Source organism: Nostoc sp. (assembly GCF_036917575.1).
Classification (GTDB): Bacteria; Cyanobacteriota; Cyanobacteriia; order Cyanobacteriales; family Nostocaceae; genus Nostoc.
Genome location: NZ_JBALDC010000054.1, coordinates 38656 through 63237, shown reverse-complemented (window position 1 = coordinate 63237; position 24582 = coordinate 38656). Strand labels below are relative to the sequence as shown.

21 protein-coding genes and 1 pseudogene are annotated in these 24582 nt (G+C 41.8%); 16 read left to right on the top strand and 6 right to left on the bottom strand.

Annotated elements, in window-relative coordinates:
- Window positions 1-44: 44 nt before the first annotated feature.
- The 3 genes from V7K79_RS16380 to V7K79_RS16370 all read right to left on the bottom strand — a co-directional run bounded on the left by V7K79_RS16380 (window position 45) and on the right by V7K79_RS16370 (window position 4238).
- On the bottom strand, window positions 45-746 hold the full coding sequence (locus V7K79_RS16380) for a hypothetical protein (protein WP_335049066.1): 702 nt from the start codon (window positions 744-746) through the stop codon (window positions 45-47).
- Window positions 721-1992 carry an urease accessory protein UreH domain-containing protein gene (locus V7K79_RS16375; RefSeq protein ID WP_335049065.1) on the bottom strand — a complete coding sequence of 424 codons (1272 nt, stop codon included), beginning with the start codon at window positions 1990-1992 and terminating at the stop codon, window positions 721-723. Before V7K79_RS16375 ends, V7K79_RS16380 begins: the two co-directional genes overlap by 26 nt.
- 347 nt (window positions 1993-2339) lie before the next feature.
- Window positions 2340-4238 (bottom strand): transketolase, encoded by a 1899-nt coding sequence (locus V7K79_RS16370; protein ID WP_335049064.1) that lies wholly within the window; start codon window positions 4236-4238, stop codon window positions 2340-2342.
- A gap of 228 nt (window positions 4239-4466) precedes the next feature.
- On the opposite strand from V7K79_RS16370, the gene V7K79_RS16365 reads away from it, so the two are divergent.
- The 9 genes and pseudogenes from V7K79_RS16365 to V7K79_RS16325 all read left to right on the top strand — a co-directional run bounded on the left by V7K79_RS16365 (window position 4467) and on the right by V7K79_RS16325 (window position 13904).
- Window positions 4467-5789, top strand: coding sequence for an ABC transporter substrate-binding protein (locus tag V7K79_RS16365; RefSeq protein WP_335049063.1), 1323 nt, complete (start codon window positions 4467-4469; stop codon window positions 5787-5789).
- Window positions 5790-5805: 16 nt separating this feature from the next.
- Window positions 5806-6101 (top strand): annotated as a pseudogene (locus V7K79_RS16360) (IS1634 family transposase); the annotation flags it as partial.
- A gap of 100 nt (window positions 6102-6201) precedes the next feature.
- On the top strand, window positions 6202-6735 hold the full coding sequence (locus tag V7K79_RS16355; RefSeq protein WP_335049062.1) for a calcium-binding protein: 534 nt from the start codon (window positions 6202-6204) through the stop codon (window positions 6733-6735).
- Between the two features lie 420 nt (window positions 6736-7155).
- Window positions 7156-9531 carry a two-partner secretion domain-containing protein gene (locus tag V7K79_RS16350; protein ID WP_335049061.1) on the top strand — a complete coding sequence of 792 codons (2376 nt, stop codon included), beginning with the start codon at window positions 7156-7158 and terminating at the stop codon, window positions 9529-9531.
- Window positions 9532-9802: 271 nt separating this feature from the next.
- Entirely contained in the window at window positions 9803-10714 is a 912-nt protein-coding gene (locus V7K79_RS16345; protein ID WP_335049060.1) for a carbohydrate ABC transporter permease, read from the top strand.
- Window positions 10715-10717: 3 nt separating this feature from the next.
- Window positions 10718-11581 (top strand): carbohydrate ABC transporter permease, encoded by an 864-nt coding sequence (locus tag V7K79_RS16340; protein WP_335049059.1) that lies wholly within the window; start codon window positions 10718-10720, stop codon window positions 11579-11581.
- Between the two features lie 8 nt (window positions 11582-11589).
- Window positions 11590-12687: an ABC transporter ATP-binding protein gene (locus V7K79_RS16335; RefSeq protein ID WP_335049058.1), complete on the top strand. Its 1098-nt coding sequence runs from the start codon at window positions 11590-11592 to the stop codon at window positions 12685-12687.
- Window positions 12677-12907, top strand: coding sequence for a hypothetical protein (locus tag V7K79_RS16330; RefSeq protein WP_335049057.1), 231 nt, complete (start codon window positions 12677-12679; stop codon window positions 12905-12907). Before V7K79_RS16335 ends, V7K79_RS16330 begins: the two co-directional genes overlap by 11 nt.
- Window positions 12849-13904, top strand: coding sequence for a M28 family peptidase (locus V7K79_RS16325; RefSeq protein ID WP_335049056.1), 1056 nt, complete (start codon window positions 12849-12851; stop codon window positions 13902-13904). Before V7K79_RS16330 ends, V7K79_RS16325 begins: the two co-directional genes overlap by 59 nt.
- A gap of 8 nt (window positions 13905-13912) precedes the next feature.
- Here V7K79_RS16325 and V7K79_RS16320 read toward each other — a convergent pair whose 3' ends face one another.
- Window positions 13913-14365, bottom strand: coding sequence for a hypothetical protein (locus V7K79_RS16320; protein WP_335049055.1), 453 nt, complete (start codon window positions 14363-14365; stop codon window positions 13913-13915).
- Between the two features lie 519 nt (window positions 14366-14884).
- On the opposite strand from V7K79_RS16320, the gene V7K79_RS16315 reads away from it, so the two are divergent.
- The 5 genes from V7K79_RS16315 to V7K79_RS16295 all read left to right on the top strand — a co-directional run bounded on the left by V7K79_RS16315 (window position 14885) and on the right by V7K79_RS16295 (window position 21125).
- Window positions 14885-16546: an alpha/beta hydrolase gene (locus V7K79_RS16315; RefSeq protein WP_335049054.1), complete on the top strand. Its 1662-nt coding sequence runs from the start codon at window positions 14885-14887 to the stop codon at window positions 16544-16546.
- A gap of 970 nt (window positions 16547-17516) precedes the next feature.
- Entirely contained in the window at window positions 17517-18203 is a 687-nt protein-coding gene (locus tag V7K79_RS16310; RefSeq protein WP_335049053.1) for a DUF6875 domain-containing protein, read from the top strand.
- A 324-nt stretch (window positions 18204-18527) separates the two neighbouring features.
- On the top strand, window positions 18528-18992 hold the full coding sequence (locus V7K79_RS16305) for a CYTH domain-containing protein (protein WP_335049052.1): 465 nt from the start codon (window positions 18528-18530) through the stop codon (window positions 18990-18992).
- 429 nt (window positions 18993-19421) lie between these two features.
- Window positions 19422-19670, top strand: coding sequence for a helix-turn-helix domain-containing protein (locus V7K79_RS16300; RefSeq protein ID WP_335049051.1), 249 nt, complete (start codon window positions 19422-19424; stop codon window positions 19668-19670).
- A gap of 273 nt (window positions 19671-19943) precedes the next feature.
- Complete coding sequence (locus V7K79_RS16295; RefSeq protein WP_335049050.1) at window positions 19944-21125, top strand: hypothetical protein; 1182 nt, start codon at window positions 19944-19946, stop codon at window positions 21123-21125.
- 53 nt (window positions 21126-21178) lie between these two features.
- On the opposite strand, the gene V7K79_RS16290 is transcribed toward V7K79_RS16295, so the two are convergent.
- Window positions 21179-21370: a hypothetical protein gene (locus tag V7K79_RS16290; protein WP_335049049.1), complete on the bottom strand. Its 192-nt coding sequence runs from the start codon at window positions 21368-21370 to the stop codon at window positions 21179-21181.
- Between the two features lie 111 nt (window positions 21371-21481).
- Between V7K79_RS16290 and V7K79_RS16285 the strand changes: the two genes are divergently transcribed.
- On the top strand, window positions 21482-21637 hold the full coding sequence (locus V7K79_RS16285) for a hypothetical protein (protein ID WP_335049048.1): 156 nt from the start codon (window positions 21482-21484) through the stop codon (window positions 21635-21637).
- Between the two features lie 97 nt (window positions 21638-21734).
- A complete protein-coding gene (locus V7K79_RS16280) occupies window positions 21735-21941 on the top strand; it encodes a hypothetical protein (protein WP_335049047.1) in 207 nt (68 codons plus the stop codon).
- A gap of 139 nt (window positions 21942-22080) precedes the next feature.
- Here V7K79_RS16280 and V7K79_RS16275 read toward each other — a convergent pair whose 3' ends face one another.
- A complete protein-coding gene (locus V7K79_RS16275; protein ID WP_335049046.1) occupies window positions 22081-24276 on the bottom strand; it encodes a transglycosylase SLT domain-containing protein in 2196 nt (731 codons plus the stop codon).
- Window positions 24277-24582: the final 306 nt, after the last annotated feature.

The window sequence follows — 24582 nt, the reverse complement described above, 5'->3', positions numbered from 1 at the left end:
AAATAATTGAGATTTCCAACTCAGCATTTAGCACTCAGCACTCCCTATTCCCCACCCCTCCTCATACTTTGCATGACGACAACTAAGATGCCAATAAATCCGAGAATTGGCAGTGCGATCGCCCAAGTTGGTAATTGTTGAGATTCACCCTCTGCTAAATCGCCATTGACATTTCGCAGGTTTTGTGTGTTTTGTGTAGACCCGCCTCCTGCCACAGTAACTTCAAATTTGAATTCAAAGGGTTTAAATCTTGCCCCAGAGACAGGTTTACCATTTAGTTGCAATTCATAAAGACCTGGTTTGGGAAAGACAACTTCTGCACCTGGGATACCTTTATAGCGTTCGGCTGCCACAGGTTCTAACTGTGGTTCTAACAGCGGTGGCTCTCCGACTGCATAAGGTTCGGCATAAACAGCCAACCGACAATTACACTGTGATAGGGGAATTACCTTTCCACCTTTATGGGTAAGTGCAAACCAGGCTTGGCTTGGTTCTCCAGCACGGGGATTATCATTTGGTTCAATGTGAAGAGTGCCGCCAACATCTGAGGCTACCTCCACTTTATGAGCAAAAGCAGGGTAAAGATTAGTTATTGATATAACTAAGCAACTGAGGAATAATAAATACTTTATTGTTGCTTGATTCTTCCAGAAAATGCCTTTGAAGGGGTAACGCCTCTGTTTTTGACTCGTTAGAATAGAGCCAGAATATAAGGATGATTTACCGCGATTTGGTTGGGGGAACATAAAACTTTTCTACGGCTAACTTTGACCAAAAAAAGCGCGATCGCACTAGCAATACACTGAAAGTAACAATTACCATCAGTACTGCCGCTAATTTATTTCCCCAAGTTGACTGCAAGGAACCCAGGTAATGGGAACCAATCAACACAGTATGAATGGCACTCAATAGCAAGGCTGGCACACCCAATAGATGAATCTGTCGCCAACGCTTGCCCAAAGATTTTTGCAACGATTCCCAACTTGTAAAAGCGGCGGGGGACATTAATACCAATGCTACAGCACCCGCAGCCATCCCCCACTGAAATTCTGGCGGCAGAAACGAAAAGGCGGCAAAATTCCATTGCAATGAGTGTTCTATCATGTGGAAGGTGTGAACCACAGAAAGCACAAAAGATGCTACTCCCAAGCCGCGGCGGTAACGCAGTGGTGAAGCCCACAAGCCACTAATCGGACGCGCAATTAACGCCAAAATTAAGCAGATTAACGCCGCGTGTCCAGTGTAATCTACCATTGTGTCACCAGTCCGTAGCAAGGTGATGATGCCAATGGTGAGTGTTACCCAACCGCCTAATCGAAACAACTGACTGCGCCTGTCTTTACTTACTAAAGATGTGGAAACGCCTACACCTAGCATCGTGGGCAAGGTTCCCAAACCAAAAGCCAGCATAGTAGCTGTACTCATCCATAAATTGCCAGTTTCAGCGGCTTTAATTTGGGCAGCATACAGGAAACCACAGGGCATTAAACCCCAAGTCATCCCCAAAAGCATTGGCGTCCACCATTTGGTTTTTAAGGAAAGCTTAACCATTCCTCTGCTGAGGCGATCGTGTAAACTACCTTGCAATAAGGGATGTAATACGGGAATGCGCGGTAGTAAATCGGGTTTCACTTGTCCTAAGCCAAACCAAATCAACATCACACCAGTCAGAATTGCCATCCAGCGCCGGAAGTCGCTGCCAACACCCGCTAGCTGTCCACCTTGCAGCAATACCGAACCTAGCGCCCCAATGCCAGCACCGACTAGAGCATAGCTCAACATCCGCCCCAGGTTTAGCAGGATATGAAATTTTAATTGCTGTTGCCAAGTATCGGGTTTTTTTAAGGTTAATGTCCGTCCCAAGGAGACTGTTTGTGGACTTTTTGGCTGATGAGACAGGGAAAATGCCACTGTTAGCGGGCCACACATCCCAAAGCAATGTCCAAAACTCCCCAGGAACCCCAGGATTGCGATCAGCAACAAATCTACCATAAAAAAAGTTCCGAGATTCTGAGTTTTGAGTCCTGAGTGTCCGCATAAAGATTTTGAAGAAGTAATAAGAAAATTTTTTTTCTTCTTTACTCAGTACTCAACACTCCTCTAATGCGGAACTGTAAGTGAAGTTGCGATCGCTGTCAAAAGACAAAGCGTCAAACTAGATGTTTACAAGAAATCCTATTCCTAAAGGTGGATATCTGTAATGCGGCTGTTAAAGATTTCCAAAAAATAAAACATCCTCATTTTTGATAAAAATTATTATTCTCATAAAGAGGAGAAAGCGGCAACCGTCGCCTGCCGCTTTCTCCCCTCACTTTTGTAGTAAATTAAGTAATAAGTCGTTACTTCGTTGATACCCAAGCAGGTTGTCTAACAAGCGATCGCACAGCCTCGACAATAGAAGAAGCGTCAATTTTTGCTGCATGAAGTAACTCTTCTGGAGTCCCAGATCCAGGCAGATTTTGTACTGCCAGTTTGATTAGGTTTAGTGGCAATCCACCAGAGGTAGAAACAGCATCTGTATCCACAAAAGCATCAAGGACAGCAGCTCCCAGTCCACCCTCGCCCCAATGGTCTTCGACTACAACGAGTTTGCCCTGGGTATCACGGGCAGCCTGATGCAGGGTTGTAGCATCAATTGGTTTGACTGAGTAAGCATCGATAACGCGTACCGTAATCCCTTCCTGCTTGAGGTGCTGATATGCTTTAAGTGCTTCATGTAGCGTAATACCTGCTGCAATCACTGCTGCTTGATCCTGCTCAGAACTATAGATGACCTTGCTGCCACCAATTGAAAAATCTTCCTCAGCTTCATAGAGAACAGGTGTGCTTTCACGGGTTGTGCGTAGGTAGACAATCCCATCACAATCGACCATTTGGGCGACAAGTTGAGCAGTTTGATTGGCATCACTAGGGTAAAGCACGGTGCTGCCGTACACCGCTCTCAAAGAAGCTAAGTCTTCCAGTGCCATTTGTGAAGGGCCATCCTCACCAATTGAAATTCCGGCATGAGAACCAACAAGTTTAATATTGGCGCGAGAAACGGCAGCCATCCGCACAAAATCATAAGCGCGACTTAAGAATGCCGCAAAACTGGAAGCAAAGGGTTTATACTGCCGCACTTGTAACCCCACTGCTGCGGCAACCAATTGCTGCTCGGCAATGTACATCTCAAAATAGCGCTCAGGATAAGCTTTGGCAAATTCTTCGGCGTAGGTGGAGTTGCTCACCTCACCATCTAAGGCAACTACATCTGGTCGAGACGCTCCCAGAGCTTTTAAGGTATCCCCATAAGCTTTACGGGTTGCCACTTTTTCTCCCAATTGATAGCTAGGAAGTTGGAGAGTTTGAAATTGTCCAATTGAACTTCTTTGGATTTGTAAATTAGGTTTGGAAACGGCAATAGTGATTTGACGTTCACCACCTAATTCTTTAATTGCTGCCTTTGCTTGGTCAGGTTTCAAGGCTTTTCCATGCCAACCGCCAACATCCTCTAAATCTGCAACACCCTTGCCCTTCTTTGTCCGAGCCACAATCAGTGTCGGACAGTTGGGGTTCTCCATCGCTGCTGCATAAGCTTCGTCAATTTCTTCTAGGTTGTGACCGTCGATTTCAATTGCCTTCCAGCCGAAAGCAAGAGCGCGATCGCAGTATGTTTGAGTGTTCCAGCCTAGCATCGTTTCACCTCGCTGTCCCAAACGGTTGACATCGAGGATGGCAATCAGATTTGCCAGTTTGTAGTGACTGGCGTGTTCAAAGGCTTCCCAAATAGAACCTTCCGCCATTTCACTATCCCCTAACAAAACCCAGGTGTGGTAAGGCAGCTTGTCTAAATACTCTCCAGCTAAAGCAATACCAACAGCGATCGGCAGTCCTTGTCCCAATGAACCCGTTGCCACATCTACCCAAGGTAATGCTGGGGTTGGATGCCCTTCTAGGCGACTACCAAACTTACGGAGGGACATCAATTCGCTATCATCAATTACTCCCGCCGCTCGATATATTGAGTACAACAGTGGTGATGCGTGTCCTTTTGAGAAGATCAGGTGATCATTGTTAGGGGAGTGCGGATTGCTGAAGTCGTAACGTAGATGCTTGGCAAGTAGCACTGCCATCAGGTCAGCAGCCGACATTGAGGAGGTGGGATGACCAGATCCGGCTGCGGTGGTGGCACGAATACTATCAATCCGCAGTTGTTGTGCCAATTCATGCCATGCTTGCAATTGTTCAAGTGTAGCCATGATCGCTCTCTTCCATGTATAGGAACTAAGGACAGCACTCACATCCTAGTCAACAAGAACAATCGTTTACTCTAACAAATGACAGAGTTAACAGGCAGAAATTTATCAACTATCAAGCTGTATGTTTAGGTACTTGCAAAGGATAAAAAATAATACAAAATAATCTTTTTTCAGATATTTTATGTTTTTATTTCTTAATAATTACCACTAGCGATCGCTACATTGATAATGTTGTACCGAAAGCCAATAAACAAGTTACAAAAATTCATCCAAAAACAAAGCTATCTGCATATAGGGGTTTTCCTGGCAACTCTCTTGAGCATTATATTTTTCAGTTGGGTAGCACTCTCGCAGCAACCAGTTACCCTCAATATATTAATGACTGCTCCTGATGCCGAACCTTGGAGGCAGGGTTTAATTAGAGACTTCGAGGCTGAGAACCCTAGTATTCGTATTAACTTAGTTGAAGGGCCCAATGCCACAAATTTGCTCGAAGACCTGTATACCTCATCTTTTATCTTGGGTGAATCCCCTTACGACCTGATCAATATGGATGTGATCTGGACATCCAAGTTTGCTGCTGCTGGATGGTTGCTACCCTTAGGCGATCGCATTTCTAAAAAAGAGTTGGCAGCATTTTCACCCCAGGATGTAGAAGGGGGACGTTACCAAAACAAGCTGTACCGCATACCAGTACGTTCCGACGTAGGAATGCTCTACTACCGGGAAGATTTAATTAAACAAGCAGAGTTGAAACCGCCAGAAACCTTTGATGATTTGATTAGAATTTCCCAAATTTTGCAGAAGAAAAAACAGGTAAATTGGGGCTATCTTTGGCAAGGTAGGCAATATGAAGGACTTGTGGCGATGTTTGCGGAAGTCCTCGATGGCTTTGGTGGCTTCTGGGTTAATCCCAAGACGCTCGAAGTTGGACTAGATCGACCAGAAACATTACAAGCCATTGAGTTTTTGCGTACTACCGTTAAAGAAGGCATTTCTCCTCCTGGAGTCACGACTTACCAGGAAGAAGATACCCGACGCTTGTTTCAAAGTGGTAAAGTAGCATTTTTACGCAGTTGGCCCTATGCGTGGCCTTTAGCCCAGGCAGAAAATTCGCCAATCCGGGGCAAAATTGCGATTAAACCGATGGTTCATGCTCCAGGTAAGATGGGAGCTGCTTGTCTAGGGGGCTGGGGTTTAGGGATTGCGAAATCCTCTCAACATCCAGAAGAAGCTTGGAAAGCAATTCAGTATTTTACCAGTCGGGAAGCACAGCGCCGATTCATTTTCAGTGCCGGCTATGTGCCAAGTCGCCGGGATTTGTTTACAGACCCAGAAATTGTCGCTAAATATCCCCACTATCCGCAGTTATTGAAGGTCGTGGACAATGCAGTTTTACGTCCACCAATCGCGCAATATCCTCAGACATCAGATATTTTGCAGCGTTATCTCAGCGCCGCCTTATCTAATCGGATGAATCCTGAACGAGCAATGAAAGCTGCTGCTGCCGAAACACGCCGACTGCTGGCGGCAGGGAGCAGGGGAAAGTAAGTCAAATGCTAAAAGTAATTCGACTGAGCGAGTTGCTGCACGCTTGTATGGTTATGGGTTTGTGCTTGCTCGTTTATAGTCTGGGTCAAAGGGCTTTACGTCAAGCTTTAGAACGGTCAAAAAAAAACTATTGATAATCAGTTGGGTAAACCAACTTCTACTTCAACCATTAGTTGGGTGTTTCAATGTTTTGTGTCGATTCATTTGCTTACGGTCGCTCAAATCAAGCAAATTGCCAATTTAACCCATGAAAGGCAATGGATTCTCCAGTTTTTCGGTTCTCCTTGTCGAAAATATTATCTTCTTTTTTAACTAACCTGCGGAATGTGGGTTCTTAGCCAATTTCATCTGTAATGCTAATTGCTAGTTAAGATCAACAGTAGAAACACTCATTTATCCGGGAGTAACGAACGTGGCAATTATTCAAGGCACCCCTGGAAACGACTATTTAACTACGATTCAAGGAAACAATCGAATAAACGGCTATGAAGGCAATGACACTCTAATAGGTGGGTCGGGTAAAGACTACTTAGTTGGAGGAGGTGGTAATGACATTCTCACTGGTGGTACTGGTAGAGATACCTTTGTCCTGAATTACTCAGGTGGCGGTATTGATACAATTACAGACTTCTCAGTTTATGACGATCATCTTGAAATTACTACCCCTCCTATTCCTTCTATTAGCAGCGTCACTAACGCCAATGGTTATAAAGGCGATGACACTCTAATAGCTAGATCAGGTAAAGACTACTTAGTTGGAGCAGGTGGTAATGACATTGTCACTGGTGGCGATGAATCTTCTCTAACAATAGTTGGTTGGGGTATCAGATTTCCTGATTATTTAAGCTATAACGAAAACACTGGTGCTCTATTTTATCTTAGTCAGCAGTTAGCTTGGCTGCCTCCTAACCTTGACTTTGCTGACGATTTAGGACTTACGCAATAACAGAAAAGTCAAAATAGTAGGTATGATTTTCAAGGCTTCTAATTAGATTTTTCAATTACCTTTTTGCGATACCTTTCTTGAAAAGTTCAGTTCGCCTTTGGCGTTGCCGCAGGCATCAGCAGGAACAGCAGATATGACTTTTCGCTGTGGTTTTTGCTAGTTTATGTAAGCAATAAAGGGTGATTTGCAAAAGGCTGAAACGGCGTATTTAGGTTGATATACAGGATGATTCTTTAGTAAAGTGCGTAAGTCCTAAAATTCGTCCAGTCACTACTGTCACAACAGCGGATTAGTAATCAAAAACCTAACCTTCCAGCAGAGTTACCTGGAGAGGGGTAGGGGCAAAGGTTCGCACCAACATTACCAAGGTAATGTTCTATCTTGCAATGAAGTAACTTTCAAGGTTAGGAGACAAGTTCTGTGAGTTTCAGAAACTGGTTTGGTCACGGTTGTCACTTAGGTTTGTTGGGCTTGGTGATTCTAGTAGGTGCGATTGGAATAGAAGGAGGCAGCACATCCGCTCAGGTGACTCCTGATCCCTCTGTGGGAACTCAAGTAAAGCGAATCGACGACACAACCTTGGATATTACAGGGGGTACAACCGTTGGCAATACAAATTTATTCCATAGTTTCAGCAACTTTAGTGTTAAACCTGATGAGGTAGTCAGTTTCCGTAACGTCGGTACTATCAACAATATTTTGGTGCGAGTTACAGGAGGAAACCCCTCTGACATCCAGGGAACACTTCAAGCTGAAGGTAAAGCTAATCTCTTTTTAATAAATCCCAACGGGATCATATTTGGAGGAAATGCCTACTTAGATATTGGCGGTTCATTTATCGCAACAACAGCTAGTGCGATCCGGTTTCTAGGTGGTGGAGAATTTTCTATGACTTCACCCGTCAATCCGCTTAACCCCTTGCTGAGAGTGAATCCTTCTGCATTTCTATTCAATCAAATTCTATCTCAGCCGATTAAGTCGATTCAAGTCAATGAAGCAACTCTATCCGTTCCTAAGAATCAGAGTTTAATGCTATTGGGAGGCGATGTGAATTTAGAAGGAGCGTTCATGGATGCTCCAGATGGTCGAGTCGAATTAGGAGGATTGGCAGGAGTAGGAACGGTAGGGTTGAACATTGATAACAACAATTTCCGCTTAAGTTTTCCTGATGGTGTAGCGCGATCAGATATATCTCTTACCAATTATGCAGTAGTAAATGCTAGTGGTGAAGGCGGTGGTGCTATCCAGGTACAAGGCAGGCGCATCACACTCGCCGATAATTCAAGTATTGCGGTTGATACCCTACTCTCAAAATCGGGGGGAACATTAGTGGTAAACGCATCGGAGTCAATAAAACTCTTGGGAGGAAGCAGTCTGTTGACAGGGACAACAACAACTAGGACTGCCGGAGAATTAAGGATTGAAACTGGGCGGTTGATTGTTCAAGATGGCTCGCAGATTTCAGCTTCCACTTCTCTACAATCTACAGGAGGGGGAGGAACTTTGTCTATCATCGCAAGGGACTCTATCCAACTCATTGGAACTTCGCCAGAAAATAATCCCAGTGGCTTGTTTACTGTAACACAAGGCGCTGGAAATGCCGGAGAATTGAAGATTGAAACTGGGCAGTTGATTGTTCAAGATGGAGCGCTGATTTCAGCTTCCACTTTTCCACAATCTACAGGAGGGGGAGGAAAGTTGTCTGTCAACGCAAGGGACTCTATCCAACTCATTGGAACTTCGCCAATAGGTAAACCCAGTGGCTTATTTGTTGGGACTACAGCTGCTGGAGATGCCGGAAACTTAGAGATAGAAACTGGGCAATTGATTGTTCAAAATGGAGCAAGAATTTCAGCTTCCACTTCTGGTGAGTCTACTGGAAATGGGGGAAGCATCATAGTTAAGACTGAAGAATTAAATGTCTTAAAAGGTGACATAACTGTGAGCAGTCAAGGCACAAAAAAGGCAGGTGATTTGGAAATCACTGCTCGTTCTATCAAATTGGATAATCAAGGCAAGCTCATTGGGCAAGCTGACTCCGGTGATGGTGGCAATATTACGCTGAACTTACCAGACTTATTGCTACTAAGCGGCAACAGCCAGATATCTGCTACCGCAGGCACTAATCAACAGGGTGGAAATGGGGGTAATATCACCATCAATGCCCCTGACGGGTTCATCGTCGCCAAACCAAATGAAAACAGTGACATCACCGCCAATGCCTACAATGGTAAAGGGGGAACAGTCACAATCAAGGCTACTAAAATTTTTGGAATTGCGTCACTAACTAGCGAAGACCTTAAAAGGTTGCGCCCTAGTGATTCAGACCCGCTTAAACTCCAGACAAATGATATTACGGCAATTTCTCAAATAAGACCTAATTTAGGCGGCATTGTAGAAATCAACACGCTTGATGTTGACCCTTATCGAGGATTATTAATTAACTTACCAGCCGTACCAGTTGATACTCAAGTGTCGCAAGTCTGTCAAAAGCGCACAGCACAAAATAAAAGCAGTTTTACAATCACTGGACGTGGCGGTTTACCCCGCAATCCCTATGACCTTCTTTCTCCTAATGCAGTTCTGGCAGATTGGGTAACTCTCGACCCAAGGGGTGAAAACCCCGTTAGTACAGATGTTTCTACTCAGGCAACTAACCCGACACCAGCGCCGATTGTGGAAGCGCAAGGGTGGGTGAGAAATGCAAAAGGAGAGATTGTACTAACGGCTTATGCGCCTACAACCACGCTTCATAGTTCGTGGCAGAAACCAGCTAATTGCCGTAGCGATTTTTAGATCGCCTGTCAAAGATATTATCTACTATGTTGAGCTAACCTGCGGAATGTCGGTTTTAACTTCATCTTGAAAGCAGGGGGAGAAGAATTAATAGCCAGTTCCCAGTGACAAATGACAAAGCGCAAAGTCAAACCAGTCGCAAGGGAAAGGGTTTCCCGACTTGAGCGAACTGGCGTTGAGCGGAGGTTTCCGACGCTCGCGGACTCGAAGAGGCTGCGCTATCCTTTGGCGCAGCCCGCCGCAGGCATCAGAACTTTGTAATAGAGGACAAATGACAAATTTACATACACTCAGAAATCGAGAACAACAGACAGCCTGGATCTTACTAACACCCGCATTACTGCTGCTGTTGTTTGTATTTGCGTACCCGATTTTACGAGCATTTTGGTTAAGCGTATTTACTAAAAATTTGGCAACAGAGCTACAACCTGTATTCTCTGGTTTGGAAAATTATCTGCGGATGGTGGGTGATGGTCGTTTTTGGCAGAGTTTGTGGGCGACAACCGTGTTCACAACAGCATCAGTAATCTCAGAACTACTGCTAGGACTGGGGATTGCCTTAGTTCTCAATCAGGCATTTTTTGGGCGGGGCATAGTGCGTACAACTGCAATTATCCCTTGGGCTTTGCCTACTGCTTTGATTGGTCTGGCGTGGTCTTGGATTTTTAACGACCAGTTTGGGGTTGTGAACGATATTCTGCTGCGATTAGGGCTGATTAAGACTGGGATTAATTGGTTAGGAGATCCAACGCTGGCGATGATCGCAGTGGTTTTTGCTGATGTTTGGAAAACTACGCCGTTTATCAGTATCCTGTTGCTAGCTGGGTTGCAGTCGATATCAAAAGACCTCTATGAAGCTTACTCAGTCGATGGAGCAACTGCTTGGCAAAGTTTCCGCAATATTACCCTGCCATTACTGCTGCCGCAAATCTTAATTGCAGTGCTATTTCGGTTTGCTCAAGCTTTTGGGATTTTCGACTTGATTGCTGTGATGACTGGGGGTGGCCCTGGTGGCGCTACGGAAGTAGTGTCATTGTACATTTACTCCACGGTGATGCGTTACTTAGATTTTGGTTATGGGGCAGCCCTGGTAGTAGTGACATTTTTAATATTGATTGCGGCGGTAGCGATCGCTAGTTTCTTGCTTAACAAATACCGTGCCAAAACATCAGGAACCATTTAACCCATGAGTGTAACTCCAAAACGAACAGAAGGAACCAAGTTTTATCTGAAAAAAATCTTGCTATTTATAATAGTTGCATTAGTGATGCTATTTAGCCTCGCACCAGCTCTATGGCAATTACTGACCTCGTTTAAAGTAAATGACGATATTGCCGCCGTTCCTACTGTCTATTTCCCCACACGATTCACTTTTAATCACTACATTGAGTTATTCACCCGCCGTCCATTTTGGCGCTACATCTTCAACAGTGCCTTTGTGTCGATTACTTCTACAGCTATAGCTTTAGCGATCGGCGCACCTGCGGCTTATGCCCTAGCACGATTACGCCCTTGGGGTGAACGAGTTATCCTTGCCAGCATTCTGATTGTTACCTTATTTCCTGGAATTCTGTTGTTCTTAGGATTGTTAGAAATTATTCAAGCGCTGAAATTAGGCAACAATTATCTGGCGCTGATTATACCCTATACTGCCATCAATTTGCCGCTGACAATTTTAGTACTTAAAAGCTTTTTTGAACAATTGCCAAAAGATTTAGAAGATTCCGCTAGAGTCGATGGTTACAACACCTTTCAACTACTATGGCAAATCGTGCTACCTATGACCCTTCCCGCTTTAGTGACTACTGGAATCCTCACCTTTATTTTTGCTTGGAACGAGTTTATTTTCGCTCTGACATTTATGACTCGTGAAGAATTGAAGACGATTCCTGTTGCTGCGGCTCAGTTGGGTGGTGCGACAATATATGAAATTCCCTATGGCCCGATCGCTGCTGCTACTGTCATCGGGACATTACCCTTGATTTTACTAGTTTTGTTTTTCCAGCGCCGGATTGTCCAAGGTCTTACCGCTGGTGCTGTCAAAGGATAAAAATCAAAATGGCTAAACTCGAACTCAAAAACTTGAATAAAACCTACAATCCTAAAGTTATCCCTGTCAAAGACGTTAGCTTAACTGTAGAAAACCATGAGTTTCTGACTTTACTTGGCCCTTCTGGCTGTGGTAAATCCACTGTCCTACGGATGATTGCGGGTCTTGAGGAACCGACTCGCGGTCAGATTGAAATTGGGGATGTAGATGTTACCTATAAACGAGCAGCCGATCGCAATATTGCAATGGTATTTCAAAGCTATGCACTCTATCCCCACATGACAGTGTACGAAAACCTCGCTTCTGGACTGAAGCTGAAAAAAGTACCACCGACAGAAATTAAACAGCGAGTGGCAGAAGTGGCAGAAGTTTTAGGATTAGCAGAGTTAATGAACCGCAAGCCTGGTCAAATGTCGGGAGGTCAACGGCAGCGGGTTGCTGTCGGTCGGGCTTTGGTGCGTAATGCCGATGTCTACCTGCTGGATGAACCTTTAAGTAACCTGGATGCACTGCTGCGGGAAAGAGTTCGAGCCGATATTAAGCAAATTTTTGCAGCCCAAAAAGTGCCAGTTGTCTATGTCACCCACGACCAAACCGAAGCGATGACGCTCTCTACAAAAGTTGCATTACTCAACGATGGTTATGTCCAGCAACTTGACCCGCCTGACCGCATCTATAACCATCCAGCTAATCTATTTGTAGCTGGATTTGTTGGTAGTCCGCAAATGAATTTGCTGACTTTACCTTGTAAGGGAAAATACGCTATCCTGGGTAACTTCCAAGTGCTTCTGCCAGATATACCAACTGTACCACCGCAAATTGTTCTGGGAATCCGCCCAGAAAATGTCCGCATTGCTCAACCAGGTGATACTCAGACTATCCAAGGGCGAGTATTTTTAGTAGAAAACTTGGGTATGCACTATTTGGTCAGTATCAGGATTGAGGGTTCACAAACTGAAGCGATTACAGTACGTGCTTTGTTGCCAATAGACCAAAAATGGAGTGACAAGGATATTACACTAGCATTGCCCCCTGAAGATATTCACTGGTTTGATGTGCAATCTGGTCATGCTCTTGTTAAAAGACAAATGTTAGATGTCAGTTAATCAGTCTTTCGTAGAGACGGCGATTTATCGCGTCTTTAGCGATCTAGAATTTTCTATCAAAAACCTTAACCGAATCCTATTGAAACCCTTCCTGGTAATCCTGAAAAGTGATGCTTGGGGAATTTGCGCTACCCTAAGTCAGGAAGCCAAGGATAAATCAGATGAGAAAATGGATTTGGCTGATGCTGTTGGTGCTGATGGCAATTACTGTTGTAGGTAGCAGAGGTAGTACGTTTTTTGAACAGCATCCCTCACCGACAATTGTTGAGAGCATTCCAGTAAAAACACCCGAAGTACAGCCAGAGTCAAAGGAAGTTGACATTACCCTGCAAGTGTCTCCTGACAAGCTGCTAACCCATATCCAAAAGTTAAATTTTCAGCGCTACACCACAAAAGAGCGATCGCTTACTCGCACTTATATTACAACGGAACTGGAAAAAGTCGGCTGGGAACCTAAATTAGAAAAGTTCGCCGATGGTGTGAATATTTTTGCCGAACGCCCAGGGACTAACAAAGCCGCTAAAGCTATTCTTGTAGGAGCGCATTACGACACTGTTGCCTTATCTCCTGGTGCTGATGATAACGCCAGTGGTGTAGCCGTAGTGCTGGAAGTCGCTCGGTTGCTCGGTTCCCATCCGACGCCACGGACGTTACAGCTAGCTTTTTTCGACAAAGAGGAAGCAGGACTTTTGGGTAGTCAAGCTTTTGTGAGTCAGACAGCACGCTTGCAAAATTTAGGCGGAGCGATCGTTATGGATATGGTAGGTTACGCTTGTTACACTACTGGCTGCCAGAAATACCCTGCCGGATTGCCTGTTACACCACCTAGCGACAAGGGCGACTTTTTGGCAGTAGTCGGTGATACAGAACATTTACCTTTACTGAATGCCTTTCAAAATTCACACAACATCCCCTCAATTGCTCTGAATAAACAAAAAGCAAATCTGCCAGCAGTCCTAACACTACCAATTCCTTTTAAAGGTTTACTGACACCAGACACCCTACGCAGCGACCATGCACCGTTTTGGTACCAAGGCGTAGGCGCTGTGCTGGTGACAGATACCGCAAATTTACGCACTCCGCACTATCATAAACCTAGCGATGTGCCAGCGACTATCGAGCGATCGTTCTTCACAGGAGCAGCACAAATTGTAGTTAATGCTACTAATGCCTTGTTAGAGAAAAACCTGGTTTTGGAAACTCAAGCACCAAGCTAACTTCTGAATTATGAATTATCTTGACCAGCTTTTGATTCTGGGAAAGTCAACGTCCAATTATTTTTATTATTGACCTGAGAATACAAACCTTGGAGAATGAGCCGGATAGTTTTTCGAGTTCTAATAGCCTTCTTTACCAGATAAGTTCCCGGTTCAGCAAAGATATTATCAAAGTTTTGTTTATAACCAAATTGTTTTGAACAGTAACTGCCAGCACCTTGGACTGTTAACACAAAAAATGGAGCTTGTTTGTATTTATCAGGAATCATAAAGATTCCATATACATGGTGACGACCACGCCACGGCTGAACAATAACTTTAGCAGCGTGTACTTGGAATTTTGTAGTTTTTGATGCGATAAAAGCCTCGAAATTGCAATCAGAATCATTCACAGGCCACCACAGTGTAATAATACTCAGGGAGAGTAGCAAAATTAAAATATATGGGAGTCTGCGACGCATAAAGCCAAGAAAAGTTATTGATGCGGCTGGTAAAATTTGATCAGTAATGATAGTGCACCTACAGCAGTCAGACTATTCACCTGCAACACATCTGCAAAACGTTTTAAAGGGCAAAGACAAAACATTAAGCAGTCGGTTAAATTTTGTTCTCAAAAAAAATTGCAGATTGTAGATGCGTAGTTTACCGCCGCAGGCATCGCTTACCCTGTTTTAGTAGCTCTGTTACAGTACTAAACTTAGCTGAGAAACCATTAAGCTTTTGTGGCTGTTAACACTGATTTATGCTGAAATTTTTAGCTGTGATGAATTCTACAATTCGTTGCTTTTGTTATGCTTATAATGTGGCTCTGTTTGCATCAGCAGATGCTTTGAGGAGATTGCAGCGACATTAAATAGCCCGTCGTAGACATCGCTATAAAGTTAAGAAAAAATTTACTTTTATTTCTAAGCAATTAATAGGGTAGTCAAATACACAAATATCCGTTATATTCCCGTAAGTAAGAATTGGTATAAAAGTTTATGGGAAAAATTTGGAGAAGTCTTAAGACAGTTGCAGGTTTATCTAGCGCCATCGCACTTACACAGTTCGCGGCAAATACTTCGGCTATTGCTGCTGACACGGTTGTTGTGCGTTTGGGTTTATTTACAGAATCTATCTCCCTTTCTGAGTTGCAAAAGGCTGTAAAAACTGGGAAAATACCTGGGAGTTTACAGTCTTACACTAAAGGATTATCCCAAGAACAACGCCGCTTCTTCTTGGGAGCGCTGGGCATGAATATACCCATGAATGTTGTCACACTTGATAAGTTAATTAATACTCAGATTGGTACAACTATTCTCAATGATTTTGCTACAGCCTTAGCCCGGAAGGATAAAGCTGGAGTACAAGCACTGAGAGCCGGATTGGTATTAGGTTCTACTGCACCACAGGGTCTTTCTATACTAAGTTTTATTGCGGCTTATCCCAGTAAACGCTTAGAAATTAATTTGCCAAAGGCTTGGGTTGTTGCAGGAAATTTAAATACAGCTTTTTGGCGCACCCAGCAATTTATGTTAGCGATCGCTCCCCAACTCAACCCGATAACAGCACAGCCGGGAACACCACAGATTGCTTTTCCTTTTGATCCCAGCCAACCAGGAAGCGCCCAAGTAAAAATACTCAACTTAAGTCTCAACGATCAAAAGCGCGATCGCAAAATCCCAGTTGATATTTACTGGCCAACTGCTGCAACTCTCGATAAACCCCTTATTGTCTTTTCTCACGGTTTTGGATCAGTCCGCACGGACTTGCGTTACCTAGCAGAACATTTAGCATCCCACGGTTATGTAGTAGCAGCTTTAGAACATCCCGGTAGTAATGCGGCAAATGTTAACTTAACATTACAAGGCAAAACCAGAGTCATGAAGCCTCAAGAGTTTTTGTATCGTCCTCAAGATATTAGTTTTGTCCTCGACGAATTAGCAAAGCTCAACCAAACGGCTAATCATCCCCTACAAGGGAAACTTGCGACCACGAACGCGATGGTTGTTGGCTATTCTCTTGGTGGTGGTACAGCTTTAGCACTTGCTGGAGCCGAGTTACAACTAGAACATCTTAAACAACGCTGTAAAAAGAACTTGAGTATCTTGAGTTTGGGAGAAAATATCCAGTGCATCGCTGAAGAACTACCAGAAAATAGCTATCAACTACGAGATACTAGAATCAAACAAGCGATCGCTCTCAATCCGACAACTTCTCTGATTTTTGGTGAAACTGGATTAACAAAAATACAAGTTCCTATTATAGTGTTAGCAGGTTCCGCCGATAAAACTACTCCAGCTTTAACTGAACAGATTGTCGGATTTGAAAAGATCCCATCCCCAAAATCGCTAGTTGGTATAATTGGGGGTACTCATCTAAGTGTAAAAGATCCCAGCACCACATTAGATCAGATCGGACAACCAAACACACCGATTAGTGGCGGTGAAGTTGTCGGTGAACAAGCAGCAGATATTCGTAAGTATGTTAAGGCTTTAACCTTGGCCTTTGCTGCACAGATGACTCCAGAAGCTAAAAACTATGCTATCTTCCTAACACCAGATTATGCTCAGTTTGCTTCAACTGCCGCATTTCCATTTCGTCTAATTACGCAGATTCCTCCTGATGCTATGGCAGTGGTGAAAGAATTTGTTGATAAATAAAGAACTTCCAATTAAACAAATATAAGACTTACGTATCATACATATTGACTATACTAATTTTGGGCTTTTGAGCCATGTCTAATACCCAGAACAGTAAATATGCAACAAAATCTAGGTTGCAATCAACATCTGAAATATAAATTTTGCTGAATGCATATTATGGTTAATTGGTATAGTACGTAAGTCCTGAAATACTAAATTTTTGAGTAGCTTACTTAAAATAGGGGTATGGGGAATGGTAGAAGTCGCCGCACATTTTACCTCCCCCCCATGATTTTTATATTTAGACAAAATAAAGTTTAAACTACCGATATTCGCTGCAATCGGAAGAGTGTACTTTATTAATTTATAATCTGCTGTAAGTAATGTACAGCTTATAAAATTGCCTTATACCAAATACTATGTAAATTTTTTACTTACTAAAAGTATATTAGCTTGATAGTAACCTTAAAGTTGCTTTTAAATCTACACCAAACTTTTACAGTATAAATAACTATTTAGACATAAAATTTATAATGTATTCATAAAAATAACGGAAGCTTAAGAGTGTAAACAACTAGAAGCAGACGCCGAATAATGATAATACATACGTATTCTATAGGAATCGTAAATTGCTTTTGAAAAAATCTTAAGTAATTGTAGGGTGTGCTAATTGACGTAGCATATTATACATATGTTTTAAAATTCAAACATTAGTTTTGTAGCTAAAATATCACAAATTAATTTCAACACAAATGAAAACAAATTCTTTGATGCGAAATATGTTTGTATATGTTGTCTTGATGGAACTTACTTTAAGTTCACAAAATAAAATGGTAAAACATTCTTATTTTCTCCAAGTTATAGATTAACCAAAATAACCAATAAAGGGCTTGTTTTGTTTACTTAAATAATTAGTTTCACCTACAGGTGTATTGTAAAACTAATTTAGAATTCTGAATTAAACAATTATTCCATTTTACTCAAGCTTATGCAACTCTATACAACTCGTGAAATTGAACAACTCCAGCAACACGAAGACCTTTGTGTTTTAATCGAAATTATGGAGTGGGTGAAAAAATTTTTAGGAAGGCCTCATCCTGACTTAGGTAGACCTGGCGCAGTTTGCCCGTTTGTACCTTACTCTCTCAAATCGAACAGTATTCGTCTAGCAGTTATTCACACAAAAGATTTGCATCCAGAACAATTAGAAGAGATTGTTGGACACTATCGAAATATATTTTTGAAAATAGATATTAAAGAGCAGGAGTTAGCAATTAATAGAGCTTTTTTACTTATTTTTCCTGACATCGATATAGAAGATGCTCCTAAAGTAATAGATAGTGTTCAGCAAAAACTTAAACCTTTGTTTGTTGAGTCAGGATTGATGATAGGAGAATTTCATAAACGTAATGAAAGTCCTGGTTTACACAATCTAAATTTTCGTCCACTTCGTAGTCCTATCCCCTTGTTAGCTATCCGGTTCATGGTTGAAGCTGACCTTCCCTTTCTTCAGAATCCTACCGATCCCCACTTAAGTATTCGGTATCTGGAAGCTTACTTAAAGCATTTTGAGCATAAATTTACAGATGCAACAAAGTTTAAAAATGCTCATCAAGCATTAGCTTTAGCAAAAGAACAAGTTAAAGAAGAAAATTTAGTGAGTTCTTGCATATAACAAATGTTTGGATTCCAGGTTAGTAATTGAGTATATGGTATGGAGAATTAAAAGTCTTTCCAAATCACTGCACCTTGAAATAAGTGGGATAAAAACAGCGAATTTACTGTTAGTTGTAATCGCTTAGTGCAGATAGCATCAAATTGTTATCAGGATGTAAATTATCGTCTTCCAGTAGAAGCGATCGCTAATTATCAATTAGTAAATATCAATACTTCAATAACTTCACTCTAATTGGTAATAAATGTATACAAACTTTTGCAAATAGATTTAAGATTGCTATATTATTTTTAATATAAAAAAGCAAATAGTTTGGTAAATAAAATGGCGCAAGAAGTAGAGCGTAAATATTTAGTTAAAGGAGATAGCTGGAGAGGATTAGCTGAAGGTAGTGTATATCGTCAAGGATACATCGCTACACAAGACAAAGTGACTGTACGTATACGTATAGTAGGGGAAAAAAGTTATTTGACTATTAAAAGCCCCAATATTAAATATTCAAGATTAGAGTTTGAATATCCTATTCCTATTAATGATGCTCAAGAAATACTTGAGACATTGTGTCAACGTCCCTTTATAGAAAAAACCAGATATAAAATAGAGTCGGGTGGTTTAATTTGGGAAATAGATGAGTTTGATGGTGTTAATAAAGGATTGATATTAGCAGAAGTTGAACTCAGTGATGAAAATCAGCAAATTGAATTACCAAGCTGGATTGGACAAGAAGTTTCTGATGACTCCAGATATTTCAATAGCAATTTAGTAAAATACCCTTTTTCACAATGGTAAGCTGTTACGCAAGGTGTAGATGCGCCTTCGTTGGAGACTCACGTAAGTGAGAACCGCTATACTAAACTTTGGACAAAAAAGTGTTCGTATAAATTATTTGCGGACTAAAAATCTGGCATCATAAATTATCCCAGTTATTTTAAATCTGAGTTTAATACCTAAAATCTCAGAATATTTACGCAGCTTTTTATTTATCAGATATTAATTTCAAGTACTTCTTAACAACAGATACTTATTTCGTTACGTAGTTTATTTCTTGAAAGTCTCATTAAGAAATATTTGCTCTACGGGCGTGTGATTACTTACTTATTAAATTAAAAGAAGTATAAAAAGTCTAGTATATTTTCGCCTATCAATTCAGCATTAGCTCCAATAGGATGTAGCGAAATACATATCAATCGCCAGATTAACAGGTGCGTTCTGAGCTAAATGACTATTAAGAAACCTTTGCTAATCAAGCAACCGGAAGTTGGACAGCTCATCAGTGAACTTTGTGGCATAACTGGTCTTATCCAAGAACAGTTTGCAGCATCTTTAGGTATAACTTATTCGACGCTAAACCGTTGCGAGAAAGGACATACCAAGCCTTCATCTCTAGCTATGCAAAAGATTGAGGGGATGCTAGAGGAGATGAGCGATCTTGGGCAGAAAGTGTCAGTGAAGTATTTGTCGAATTAGAAGGCAGGCTGAGAGGCAAATTAATTGAAGTTACTTTCCCCCAATTAACAGGTTATCGCTACGACATAACCACAAACAACTCAATTCTAATTTTACCGATGTTTGCAGATATGCATATTTTGCGGATTACTCAATCTTTGAGTTTGAGTTTACCGTAGCTGATATTTTCTTCACTTTTGAAGACGAGTTTAGGTTAAAAACGCGCAAAAACTCCAGGATTTTTTTCTTAATTGAGCACAAATATTTTTTAGTCAACTTTATCTGAACTGTACAATGTTTGATTATTCTACCCCCGCTTTAGCTACATACCTTAATATTTCTTCGCCAATAACAGCTTGCACTAACGGCAGCAAAGTTGCAGTTATCAATACTGAAGGTGTATGGGAAGTAGAAGGTAATGGGACAAAAAAACTAATTCCAAACTCTAATTACGGTGCTCGTGACATTGTAGCAATTGACGGCAAAACTTATGTCTTAGCTGTTCCAACGGGACTAGTAAAAATAAAAACTGACGGAACTAGCCAAAAAATAGTTAGCAACACAGCTAATTCAAAGACACGGGTGAAATTTTTGCAAAATTGGATTATTTACCAGTCTGCAAATACTCTATCAATTTATGACAAAAACCTCAACTTTAAAGCTAAACAGAGTTATGGCGTAACTGAGGTAATGGATTTTGAGTATAAAAATGGCTATCTCTACACTAGTGGTTACCAGCAACAAAAGAGGTTAGGTATTCCCGTCCAGATAGCTTTTCTTTACCGGATGGTTTTCGATGGAGCAAAAATATTTGCTTTGGCAAATTTAGCAGGAAATAACCAAGGTAAGCTTTGGGGTTACAATTCTGCCGATCTTGCTAACGACATGGCAGACACAAGACTTAACCGATTACATATTTTTGAAGACAAGCTTTATGTCCTCGGTTCAGTTTATGGAGGTAACTCAATCTACAGGTGGAATGGCAAAGACTTATTAACAAAGACTTTGATCGTTACAGACACCTATACCAACCCTGCACAGACACGTGATGAAACAAAAGTATATATAGGAACTGTTAATTTGACTAATTTTACTGTCGAGCGCGGACAGCTAAGTTTTCCCAGAAGGCCAACAACTGCGGGGATGGGAGACGGCGGTAGCAATTTCCCTAAAACTATTTACTCAGATGGCAGTAAAATTTTTGTGGGTTCTTCTGCTGCTTATGCGATCGCCAATAGAGATAAACAAACCTTCATGGGTAGACCGATCTCGCCTTACCGTGGAGATGCGTCTCTTTTAGTTGTGCCCAAAAACCTAATGACTCGGGACGCTTGGGTAACACCGGGAAATGGTGAAGTATTGCTATTTACTGATAAGTTTGCAGTAATCAAAACAGATAATAAAATCAATGACTTAGCTACAAATGTAGGAACTGCCCAAAAATTACCAACAAATACTTATTTCGTTAAGTTTTAATCGAGCAAGGAGATTGTCTACAATCTCCTTGCTCGATTCTTTTTTGCAAAAAACTATAGGTCAATACAGTTCAGATAAACCCAAAACCCAGATGTAGAGACGCAATTTATCGCGTCTGGAAAGACCAAATTATCTACACCAATAACCCTTAACCCAATATATCTAATGCCATTGTCGCTAAACAGGTGAATCCCCTGCGGGTAGACTTCATAAACGCTGGACAGTTCGAGCGGAGCAGTTGTCATTGCTACTAGTGGTTGTGCTTTTCTCAGTAAAGCTTGGTATTAGAGAACAGTCAGCCAAAATATTTATGGGCCGCAACAAATTGCCCACTGACTCTGAGAGAGCATTTAATTTTGAGTAGACAAATTGGTGATGATGATGCTCGTGCGATCGCCTTTTGTCAACGGATTATTGCCTTCACAGTCAGCAATAAAAAGTTACTTAACTATGCACAAGTTGGAGATTTTCTTAATAAACAGTATTTCAGGCGAATACTACCTGTATTTTAAAGATAGCGAAAGAATGAAGAATGACAATTTTGTTACTTCGTCTTTCCGAAATTAGGAGTTACTAAACTTAAAATTGAGCATTAGTGGAGGTCAAATCATGTTTTCTGGAAAAATTGAAAAAGAATTATTTAGTGAAGAAATTTGGTCTATTTGGCAAACAAGTAAATTACCAGATCATCTACAGTTATTAGCGGATCGAGAACTAGAAAAACGCGATATCTGGGAATTGCAGTCTCAAAAGCCTGACAATTGGTCTATTTATCCAAATCTCTATAATGACTCTAGTCATTCAACAAGTATTTAACAAAAGAGGTAGTTCTTGCGTAAGGCAGAAGGCTAGAGGAATACTGCCCTACGCAAGAACTACTGCGATATTTATAGTGGTATGGCAGAGTGCTGAGTATTGCTTAAATTCAACACTCACAACTCATAACTTTTTAAAGTTATCGCACCGATAGCTGTGGGTGTTGAACAGAATATTTTGTTACTATGCCAGAAATCTCAGGGTTGTAAAGCCTCAGATAATTCCAGTAGTTGCCAAATACTTGCCGCACATAGTTTTTAGTTTCATCAAAAGGAATTTCTTCAACAAACTCATCTGGATCTTTTGTAGTTAGAGTTTGCAACCATTTGGAGACATTACCAGGGCCAGCATTGTAACTAGCGATCGCCAGTAAGGAGTTATTGTTATATTGATCGTGGGTATGACCCAAATACCATGTACCCAGCATGACGTTATCATTGGGATTTTCTAAGTTGATTGTTTTAAAATCCACCTTGATTTGTGGGGCGATCCATTTAGCCGTACTCGGCAACAGTTGCATTAAACCAGTAGCATTAGCGACAGATTTGATTTTTGGTTCAAACCGTGACTCTTGACGCATCAAAGCAGTTACTAGTAGAGGATTAAGTTTACGGTCAATAGACCACTTTTTAATCTCTCGCAGATAAGGAAATGGATAACGCGCTTGCCAGTAGGTGATTTGTTTACTCAAAGTCTGATACTGGGCAAGTTCGGCTGGTATTTCCCGGTCTTCCAATTTAGAAATTTCATCAATTCCGATGAGATTTTCTCCCCTTGCCTGCCGCATTAACCCTTCGGTAAATTGCTCTGCTACCGTTGGCTGAATTTTGTTCTGAAATTCTGTTTGCCATTGTAACCAGGCATCACGGTCTTGACCTAGCAGATACAATTCTTTAAAAGTTTCAGAACCAGCAGGCGGTAATGGACGCTGGGCTGCGATTACTTCCGGGTTCATCACGCGCACGTTGTCAAAATTGCCGACATTTAGCCCTAACATTGTCGCGGCTCGCCATGCATAGTAAGAGTAGGGAAACTGGCTAATCACATACTCATAAGCAGTTTTAGATTCTTGCTGTTTCCCCAGTGTAGCTGCCCATTTACCTACCCAAAAGCCCGCTCTTGGAGCCAAAATACTATTAGGGTTATTAGTGACGATTGGTTCTGCCCATTGCCAAGCACCGACGTAATCTTTGGCTTCGGCTTTATCTTGGGCGGTTTTCCAACGGTATTCTGCTGCTTCATCAGAGTTGCCGTATTTACCTATGAGTAATTGCCATGCCGCGCTAGCTGACTTTTGATCCTTGAGAGTTTGGAGAGTTTTGGCTTTTTGTACGAGTGCAGTAGCAGCTTGTTTGGGAAATTTACTAATTACTTGCTCAAGATACGGTAAGCCGTCTTTAGGTGTTTTTGCGGTTTCTGCTAACCGCAGTAGTGCCGTCCCAGTTTCCTCACTATTGGGAAATTGCTGCACTAATTGTTTATAGGTGGCAATCGCTTTTTCTTTATCTTTGCCTCCCACCTGTAAGCCTCGTGCAGTTCGGTAGAGGTTGCGCGATGTTTTGGGTGCTTTGGCGTAAGCATTCGCCGCTTTGGGAAATTGATTATTTTCCCAATAGCTAGTACCAATGAGTTCCCAGTCTTCGGGTTTGAGATTAGGCTGTTTTACTAACTGATCCAAAACGCCCACTATGCCTGGTTGATCGTAGGCATATTTAGCCAAAATCAATTGTAATTGTGGCTGATTGGGATTTTCTTGCAAGCGTTTGCGGATAATTTCCCAAGTTAGAGGATTGGAAGGAAATTGAGCGATCGCAGTTTCTTGTTGCTTTGGTTGAGCAATTAGATATAGCGCTTTCACAGCCGCCGGTTCTTTGGGATACAGTTTCAGCACCTCTCGCCTGAGATCCGAAGCTTTGCCGTCCTCGCCCAGCAAATCCTCTGCCTGGGCTTGTTTGAGCAAAATGTAGGGCGCGAGGATGGGATAATCTTTCTCTAGTCCTTGGAGTAAAACCAGAGCTTTTTGCCCTTGGGTTCTTTCAATGTAATCACTCGCCAAAAGATAACGAGCGCGATTCCGATCTGGCGATCGCGATTCTTGAGCGATCGCAGCCAGTTTTGCCGCCCGTTCTGGCAGCGATTGCTCAATCAGCCCAAAGACGGCTGATTGAGTAACACTACCGTCCGATTTTTGCTCTGCTTGATTCTGACTCAGTTTGAGCCATTTTCCCAGAGACTTACCAATTTCGGGTGCTGATACCATTGCCCCCGTTAAAAAGGCAAACAGTGCCGCACCAGCAATTATCGAAATTTGCTTTTTCTGTAGTTTCTTCAGCATGAATACCCGCTGAATAGTTTGGGTGAATTTCTTGAAACTTTAACACTCCTAACCATCAGTGTTACCAATTTTTAATTTTAGATTTTTAATTCTATGTAGAAAAATCCTAATTTTCAATCCTTCAGTTGGTAATATTGAGTAATTAGCATATATTAGATATTATTACATCTATCTTAGGTATATCTTAAAAGATGCCAGTCAGCAGCTTTTCAGTTAGGAATTTTGACTCCTACTGATTTAGTACAAATGAACTTCCGTACCCTGTGGTAAACTGACGCAACAGTAAAAATATTAAAATCTTCTCTC

What these genes read in the sequence shown, in the direction of transcription:
- V7K79_RS16320 (WP_335049055.1), bottom strand. Translation starts at nt 14,365, where the DNA reads ATGCGTCGCAGACTCCCATATATTTTAATTTTGCTACTCTCCCTGAGT.
- V7K79_RS16375 (WP_335049065.1), bottom strand. Translation starts at nt 1,992, where the DNA reads ATGGTAGATTTGTTGCTGATCGCAATCCTGGGGTTCCTGGGGAGTTTT.
- V7K79_RS16325 (WP_335049056.1), top strand. Translation starts at nt 12,849, where the DNA reads ATGAGAAAATGGATTTGGCTGATGCTGTTGGTGCTGATGGCAATTACT.
- V7K79_RS16280 (WP_335049047.1), top strand. Translation starts at nt 21,735, where the DNA reads ATGTTTTCTGGAAAAATTGAAAAAGAATTATTTAGTGAAGAAATTTGG.
- V7K79_RS16305 (WP_335049052.1), top strand. Translation starts at nt 18,528, where the DNA reads ATGGCGCAAGAAGTAGAGCGTAAATATTTAGTTAAAGGAGATAGCTGG.
- V7K79_RS16370 (WP_335049064.1), bottom strand. Translation starts at nt 4,238, where the DNA reads ATGGCTACACTTGAACAATTGCAAGCATGGCATGAATTGGCACAACAA.
- V7K79_RS16295 (WP_335049050.1), top strand. Translation starts at nt 19,944, where the DNA reads ATGTTTGATTATTCTACCCCCGCTTTAGCTACATACCTTAATATTTCT.
- V7K79_RS16330 (WP_335049057.1), top strand. Translation starts at nt 12,677, where the DNA reads ATGTCAGTTAATCAGTCTTTCGTAGAGACGGCGATTTATCGCGTCTTT.
- V7K79_RS16380 (WP_335049066.1), bottom strand. Translation starts at nt 746, where the DNA reads ATGTTCCCCCAACCAAATCGCGGTAAATCATCCTTATATTCTGGCTCT.
- V7K79_RS16335 (WP_335049058.1), top strand. Translation starts at nt 11,590, where the DNA reads ATGGCTAAACTCGAACTCAAAAACTTGAATAAAACCTACAATCCTAAA.
- V7K79_RS16275 (WP_335049046.1), bottom strand. Translation starts at nt 24,276, where the DNA reads ATGCTGAAGAAACTACAGAAAAAGCAAATTTCGATAATTGCTGGTGCG.
- V7K79_RS16310 (WP_335049053.1), top strand. Translation starts at nt 17,517, where the DNA reads ATGCAACTCTATACAACTCGTGAAATTGAACAACTCCAGCAACACGAA.
- V7K79_RS16290 (WP_335049049.1), bottom strand. Translation starts at nt 21,370, where the DNA reads ATGACAACTGCTCCGCTCGAACTGTCCAGCGTTTATGAAGTCTACCCG.
- V7K79_RS16300 (WP_335049051.1), top strand. Translation starts at nt 19,422, where the DNA reads ATGACTATTAAGAAACCTTTGCTAATCAAGCAACCGGAAGTTGGACAG.
- V7K79_RS16340 (WP_335049059.1), top strand. Translation starts at nt 10,718, where the DNA reads ATGAGTGTAACTCCAAAACGAACAGAAGGAACCAAGTTTTATCTGAAA.
- V7K79_RS16345 (WP_335049060.1), top strand. Translation starts at nt 9,803, where the DNA reads ATGACAAATTTACATACACTCAGAAATCGAGAACAACAGACAGCCTGG.
- V7K79_RS16365 (WP_335049063.1), top strand. Translation starts at nt 4,467, where the DNA reads ATGTTGTACCGAAAGCCAATAAACAAGTTACAAAAATTCATCCAAAAA.
- V7K79_RS16315 (WP_335049054.1), top strand. Translation starts at nt 14,885, where the DNA reads ATGGGAAAAATTTGGAGAAGTCTTAAGACAGTTGCAGGTTTATCTAGC.